Source organism: Streptomyces sp. HSW2009, from assembly GCF_040240285.1.
In the GTDB taxonomy this organism is placed as follows: domain Bacteria; phylum Actinomycetota; class Actinomycetes; order Streptomycetales; family Streptomycetaceae; genus Streptomyces.
This window is the reverse complement of record NZ_JBEHZD010000420.1, coordinates 1-7,247: the sequence shown is the minus strand read 5'-3', so window position 1 is coordinate 7,247 and position 7,247 is coordinate 1. Positions and strand designations below refer to the sequence as shown.

Genomic DNA, 7,247 nt, shown 5'->3' with positions numbered 1-7,247 from the left:
CCCCCCCCCCCCCCCCCCCCCCCCCCCCCCGGCCGCCGCGCCCCCCCCCCCCCCCGGGCGCCCGCGGGGGGGGGGGGGCGCCCCCCGGCCCCGGTGGCCGTCGTGCTGGGAGTGTCGGGTCCCGTCGGGGCCCGTCGGGTCAGCCCTTCAGGCGGGCCATCCACAGCTCGATCTCGTCGGCGGTGCGCGGCAGCGCGGCCGACATGTTCCGGTTGCCGTCCTCCGTCACGAGGATGTCGTCCTCGATGCGGATGCCGATGCCGCGGTACTCCTCCGGCACCGTCAGGTCGTCCGCCTGGAAGTACAGACCCGGCTCCACGGTCAGGCACATGCCCGGCTCCAGGGTGCCGTCGGCGTACGTCTCGCGGCGGGCGACGGCGCAGTCGTGCACGTCGATGCCGAGCATGTGCCCGGTGCCGTGCAGCGTCCAGCGGCGCTGGAGACCGAGTTCGAGCACCCGGTCCACCGGGCCTTCGAGCAGGCCCCACTCCACGAGGTGGGTGGCGAGCACGCGCTGCGACGCCTCGTGGAACTCGACGTACTTCGCACCCGGCTTGACCGCCGCGATGCCGGCCTCCTGCGCCGCGTACACCGCGTCGTAGATCTTCCGCTGGAGCGCGGTGAACGTGCCGTTGATCGGCATCGTGCGGGTGACGTCGGCGGTGTAGAGGGTGTGCGTCTCCACGCCGGCGTCCAGCAGCAGCAGCTCGCCCGGGCGCACCGCACCGTCGTTGCGCACCCAGTGCAGGGTGGTGGCGTGCGGGCCGGCCGCGCAGATCGAGCCGTAACCGATGTCGTTGCCCTCGACCCGGGCGCGCAGGAAGAAGGTGCCTTCGATGTAGCGCTCGGAGGTGGCCTCGGCCTTGTCCAGGACGCGTACGACGTCCTCGAAGCCGCGCACCGTGGAGTCCACGGCCTTCTGGAGCTCGCCGATCTCGAACTCGTCCTTGACCAGGCGCAGCTCGTTGAGGAAGGAGCGCAGTTCGGCGTCCCGCTCGGCGGTGACCTTGTCGGTCAGCGCCGCCTCGATGCCCGCGTCGTGCCCGCGGACGACGCGGACCGGCCCGGATGCTTCGGTCAGCTTCTCCGCGACCTCGCGCACGTCCGCGCAGGGCAGGCCGTAGAGCTGCGAGGCCTCGGCGAGGCTGTTGCGCCGGCCCACCCACAGCTCGCCCTGGCCGTCGAGCCAGAACTCGCCGTTCTCCCGGTTGGAGCGCGGCAGCAGGTACAGCGTCGCGGTGTGGCCGCTCGCCCCGGTCGGCTCCAGGACCAGCACGCCGTCCTGGGTCTGGTCGCCGGTGAGGTGCGCGTACTCGCTGGAGGCGCGGAAGGCGTACTCGGTGTCGTTCGAGCGGGTCTTGAGGTTGCCCGCGGGAATCACCAGCCGCTCGCCCGGGAAGCGGGCGGAGAGCGCGGCGCGGCGCCGGGCGGTGTGCTCGACCTGCGGGATCGGCCGCAGATCGTGCAACTCGGTGTCGGCCCAACCGCTCTGCATGTTGGTGGCGAGCTCGTCGGACACGCCGTGGTAAAGCGTGTTCCTGCGCTGCTTGATCGGCTTGTCGCTCTCCAGGGTCTCCGGAGTGGGCTCCTCGGTCACGTCTCCTCCTCGAACTGGACCGCCCCGGCCTCGGGCCTGGGGACCTTCTCCATCGTATGTGTGAGCGACACCTACTTCGGAGGGCCCGGCACCATCGATGAGCAGAGGACCGAAAACAGCAGCTCACGCGGGGAATCAGGGAACGGCAGCGTTGGTCTGGACCGCGGCTGGCCGTGGTTCGGTACGGGCGGCCTGCCGCCCCGGGTCCGGCCGCGCAGCCACCCCGTGCACCACCTCGCTGACCTGGTCCGCCGCCGCACACCGCACCCGCGGCCGGGCGTTGGTGGCGCACGCCGGGCGCCCCGGCACCGCGCCCCGGATGCCCGCCGGGTCCGTCCCGACCTGCCCGCCAGGCCCCCCGCCGCCCCGGGCCGGGCCACCGGCCGGCCGCCGGACCCACCCCGATCCGGACGTCTCGCGCGACCTGCCGCGCCGTCGCCCCACCGATCAGTCGAAGCGCGCCGCGAGCAGCACGATGTCCTCGTCACCGCTGGTCAGCGAGGTGCCACTGGGGCCGCCCCGGCCGGTGTCCGACCGTGCGAGCACCGTCCGCAGGACGTGGTCGACCACCGCGTCCGGGTCGTGCAGGGCGGCCTTCGGCACGCTCGCCGCCGCCGCGTGCACCTGGGCGAACGCCCGGTCCATGGGCGCGCCGGTGCGGTGCAGCAGCCCGTCGCTGAACAGCAGCAGCGTGTCGCCCGGCTCCGGCGAGACGCCCACGCTCGGCGCCTCCCAGCAGGCGAGCATGCCCAGCGGCGCGGACAGCGAGGTCTCCACGTACCGCGTCCGCTCCGCGCCGATCAGCAGCGGCGGGCAGTGCCCGGCCCCGGCCAGCACCACCGTCCGGTGGGCCGGTTCGCAGTACGCGAAGAGCGCGGTGGCCGCGCGCGCCGGCTCGGTCAGACGGAGCAGGAGTTCCAGGTCGGAGAGGACGGCGACGGGGTCTTCGCCTTCGAGGACGGCGTACGCGCGGAGCGAGGCGCGCAGCCGGCCCATCGCCGCGACCGCGCTCGGCCCGCCGCCGGTGACCCCGCCGATGCTGAGCCCGAGCGCGCCGTCGGGCAGCGCCAGCGCGTCGTACCAGTGGCCGCCGCCGAACGGCCCGGTGTGGTGCCGCGCGGCGAGCCGGACGCCGGGCACCCGCGGCAGCCGGCTGGGCAGCAGCTCTTCGCGCAGCGTGGCGACGGTACGGCGGTCGCGGTGGAGTTCGACGTGCCGGGCGATGTGCTCGGCCGCGTACCTGGTGTAGAGGCCGACTAGGTGCCGCTGGCGTGCCGTCGGCTCGGTCGGTTCGTCGTACAGCCAGACCACGGCGCCGAGCCGGCCGCGCGGTGGGGCGGGTGGTTCCACCGTCGCCAGGGTGCGGCTTGCGCGGGCCCCGGCGGTGGGGTTGGGGCTGGTGGCGGGGGCGAGCCCGGCGGTGGGGTCAAGGTCGGCGGCGGGCCCGGCTCCGGCGGTGGTGTCGGTCCCGGTGGCGGGGTCGCCGGTGGCGGGGTCGGTCGCCGACCCGCTGCCGTACCCGGTCGGCTGCTGCTCGCGGGCCTCCAGCGGCAGCGCATAGCTGGCGGCGTAGCCGAGCCGGGCGGCCACCTCGCGGTGGCGCGGATCGAGGTCGTCCTCGCCGGCGATGTCGGGGTGCGCGTCCTCGGTGGGCCAGCTCCCGACTGCGGTGGGGGCGCCGGGACTGGTGCCGGGAGCGCCGGGGGCGGCACGGGTGCCGGTCGTGGGGTGGGTGCCGGCGGCACCAGGTGCGGTGTGGGTGTCGGGGTCTCCCGCCGCGCCGCGGGTGCCGCCGTTCGCGCCGGCGGCCGGCTCGGGCAGCCCGTCCAGGAGGCGGCCGACGGAACCCGAGGCGCGCGGGATGGTCTCGATGTGGCCCAGTTCCGCGTGGCCGAGTCCGAGCCCGATGGTGAGGGCGGGGCCGAGCCCGTCGGCGGGCTCCAGGGCGGCCATGCCACGCTGCGCCCCGACGAGCGCGGCGCCCGCGCGCAGCAACTCGCGCAGCGCGTCGTCGAGCGTGGTCGCGTGCGCGAGCCGCTCGGTGAGCTCGTGCAGCGTGGTGAGGTCGGACACCCACCCCGCGAGCCGGTCCTGGACGACGGTGTACGGCGTGCTGGTGGCGGGCAGCGGGCCCGCGTCGAGCACGGAGGGTGACGTGGCCTGCTGGTGCGCCGATGCAGCGCCGCCGGTGCGTGGGGAAGGCGCCGCTGGAGCGGGCTCGGGATTGTGAGAGGGTCCCGGAAGAGATGAATCGATTCCAGCCGCTTTTGGAAGTCTCCGCGCCGTCATGGTTGACCACGCCCGGTGCTGGATAGTGGCCGGCCGCCGATGTCGCACTGCGGATCGGGGGAAGTGCCCGTCTTTTTTCGGATTCCTGGCGCTTTAATGACCCAGAGAGCGGGTTCGGAAGGCAGGGGCATTCTTCTCAATAGCATTGCAAACCCCCATGTCATGTTGCGCCGCTATGAATGCTCCACATGTACACGTACCCGTCAGGCGATGTCTAGCACTGGGTAGGTGGGGTTGGTGGTGTCTGTGGCGAATCGAAGTTGTCTGGAAAATGCCCTCCGAGTCGTCAAATTGCGGTCGACTGTCGTCATCCGGCAGCGCGTCATACCCACTTCGGCGGGTATGCACTTGTTGAAGGGCGGGGGTAGTTGGGTCGACCCGGAACCCCATCGCGGGTCCGAGCGTCTTCATCGATGACGGTCGAGCCCACCCTCAGCGGTGGCGGGGGACGCACACTGAGTAAGAGCGGGCAAGCGCGCAGCGCACGCCACCCCTCGCCACGGTCCATGCTCGGCCGCAGGGGGCTCCTCGGGTGGCACGGTTGGGGAGAGGCACACCCCCCGCACGTGCAGTGACATGAGTTCACGAAATGTGATCGACGGCGTCGGTTCGACGCCGCACCGCGCAAGCGAAGTGAAGCGATGCTGCGAGCAGAGCGCAGCGTTCGAAGTGCCAGAAGTGCTTGAAGTGCCAGCAGTGTCCAGTAGTGCCACCGTCTGAGCAGTGCCACCGCAGTGCCATGCGTCGCCCGGACCAGCGATGCCATGGAGATGAGAAACGTCCGCTGCCCCGCGGGGCAGTCCGCAGCCCTCGGCGTTCACGGAAAGGAACGAGCGCTCATGCGCGAGATCCCCGGTAAGCGACGCAAGTTCTCGATGCGGCGCGGCAGGAGGACGGAGCTGCTCGGCGCGGCGCTCACCTGCGCCACCGAATGGCGCTGGCCGATCCTTCCCGGAGCCGGCATTCCCCCTGGTGGGAGGCCCGGCGAGTGCAGTTGCCCACACCCGGACTGCGTGGTGCCAGGTGCCCACCCGTTCGACCCGGGACTGCTCGCCGCGACCACCGACGCCCGGATGGTGCGCTGGTGGTGGACCAACCGGCCCACCGCGCCGATCATCCTCGCGACCGGCAACCAGGCGCCGTGCGCGGTCAGCCTGCCCGCCGTCGCCGGCGCCCGCGCGGTCGCCGCGCTCGACCTGGCCGGCGTCACCATCGGCCCCGTCGTCGCGACCCCGACCCGCTGGTCGCTGCTGGTCGCCCCGTACTCGCTGGAGGAACTCGGCGAGCTGCTGCACAGCCAGGACTGGGTGCCGAGCTCGCTGCGCTTCCACGGCGACGGTGGGTACGTGGCGCTGCCGCCGTCCCAGATCGGCGCCGGCCAGGTGCGCTGGGAGCGGGCCCCGCGTCCGGCCGCCCGCGGCACCCTGCGCCCGTGGCTCCCGCAGATCAGCACCGTCGCCGATGCCCTGGTCGAAGCCAGTGCCAGTGCCCCCGGCGGCAGCAGCAACGAACTCGCCTACTGAACGAGCAGCGCGCGCTTGCGTGCGGGGGTGCCGGGGCGGGCTCACACCACGAAGACGGCGACGACGGCACGACAACAGCACGACAACAGCACGGCGACTTGCGGGACCTCCCTCTCCGGCAAGACTCCGCTGAGTACGCGTACGAATACGCGAACCAGAACGAGAACCAGAACGAGAACCAAGGCGCGCCCGCGATCCGCCGGGACGCGCCTTGGGGCGTTTCGGGGGCGGGGGCGGGGGCGGCTGGCCGCCGGGGCGATGGGCCGATGGGCCGAGGGCTCTGTGGGGTGGCGGGCCGATGGGGCGGTGGGGCGCTCGTCGTCCGCGCGGGCGGGTGCGGGGCGCAGGCCGCGGGGGTGCCGACGGCGGTGGCTGTTGTGCGGGTGTGGGGCGCTGGCCGAGGTGCCGTGCCGTCGGTGGGCCGGGTGGGACCGGGCCGGGGCCGGGCTGGCCGGACGGGGTGGTTCCGGACCAGCTCAGGGTTTCGGTACGAGATTCCGGTACGGCTCGGCTCGGGGTTCCGCTTCTGCGCCGCCGCCCCCGCGCGAGGGTGCCGGCGGCGTCCCGAACCACTCCACGGCCCACCCGTACCGCGCCCGCACCACCCCGCGTACGTTTTCCGCCGCCGGCACCGCGCCGCGCACCGCCGGCAGCGCGTCCTTCGGGCCGAGTGGACCCGCCAGCCGCCCGGCCTCCGGCCGTCGGGCGCCCACGGCGGCGGTGTGCCCCATCGGGCCTTCGGGCGGTGGGGGCTTGGCAGCCGGCGGTACGACGCCGGGACGTACGGCGGCGTACGACGGTTCGGCGGCCGGAGCGTGCCCGGCCGGGCACGGCGCGACGGTCGGCCGCGCGGGACCCCGGGGGCGGGCCGGTTGTGCGGATCGGCCTACCGGCAGGCCGACACCGGGTGCCAGCGCCGGCACGCCTGTTCCACGGCTGCCTTTCGTTCTTGAATGCCCGATGCATCGAAGTAGCGGGCCCGATGGCGTCCGCGGGTGGCCCGTTCGCTGTGGGCGGCCGGACCGCGCGCCTCCGGCGGACCGGAGGCCCTCCGTCCACCCGGCGGGCCGGAGGGCGTCACGGAAGGTGACGGTTACGGAGAGTAGAAACATGATCGCGCCACGCTGAGGTCGCTGACCCCAGCATCGAACTCTCCGGTACTGGCTCAATATCGTCCCTCCAGTCAGGCTGGACTGGGGCTCCAGTGGCTCACGTGACGCCTGGGACGAACCCGCCGCGTTCGGCGGGACACCCCGAACACGGCGTCCCCGACGGCCGGCCTGCGGTCGTACGAGCCTCCGCCCGCCTGCCACATCCCGCCCACCACCCACCGCCCCGCCAGCCACGGCCCGGCGGCGACAGCACTCGCCCCACCGGCCCCCACCGAACGCCCGGCCCCACCAACCTCCTTGGCCGCCGCCCCGAGCCACCCCTGCCCGCCGACCCGCCCACCGCGAAACGCCGCACCCACCCCGCCCCCGGACCCCGCGCGGCCCGGCCCCCGGCTTCCGCCTGGTGTGCGCTGCGTACGGGGCCGCGTACGCCTCGTGCGGCGCTTGAGCCGACGCGTACGGGGCGAAGGCGCGGTGGGGGCGCCCGGCGAGGCGGGGCGGGATGCGGCGAGGTGGGGCGTGGCGTGGCGTGGCGGTGGGGTGTGCGGTGGGGCGGGGTGGGTGCGGCGGAGCCGGCCGCGCGTCGTTCTCGGCCCTCTCGCCCCGGACGCCGCTGCCGGGCCCTCGGGGCGCCAGCGCACCGTTCGCCGGGCGCACACGGGCCGCCAGGCGCCGCGACGGGCCCCGCCAGCCGTCGGGGCCGCCACCAGGCGCCCGCGCGCGTCC

3 protein-coding genes are annotated in these 7,247 nt (G+C 74.3%); 1 reads left to right on the top strand and 2 read right to left on the bottom strand.

The features are described 5' to 3' along the window. Positions 1–139: 139 nt before the first annotated feature. Together AAHZ94_RS25065 and AAHZ94_RS25060 are read right to left on the bottom strand one after the other, a co-directional pair. Entirely contained in the window at positions 140–1,597 is a 1,458-nt protein-coding gene (locus tag AAHZ94_RS25065; RefSeq protein ID WP_349995413.1) for an aminopeptidase P family protein, read from the bottom strand. Between the two features lie 447 nt (positions 1,598–2,044). Next, positions 2,045–3,742, bottom strand: a complete 1,698-nt coding sequence (locus AAHZ94_RS25060; RefSeq protein ID WP_502964773.1) for a SpoIIE family protein phosphatase — start codon at positions 3,740–3,742, stop codon at positions 2,045–2,047. Between the two features lie 983 nt (positions 3,743–4,725). On the opposite strand from AAHZ94_RS25060, the gene AAHZ94_RS25055 reads away from it, so the two are divergent. After that, positions 4,726–5,409 carry a bifunctional DNA primase/polymerase gene (locus AAHZ94_RS25055; protein WP_349995410.1) on the top strand — a complete coding sequence of 228 codons (684 nt, stop codon included), beginning with the start codon at positions 4,726–4,728 and terminating at the stop codon, positions 5,407–5,409. The last annotated feature ends 1,838 nt before the right edge of the window (positions 5,410–7,247 follow it).

Coding starts and splice junctions, on each gene's coding strand:
- AAHZ94_RS25055 (WP_349995410.1), top strand. CDS start 4,726: ATGCGCGAGATCCCCGGTAAGCGACGCAAGTTCTCGATGCGGCGCGGC.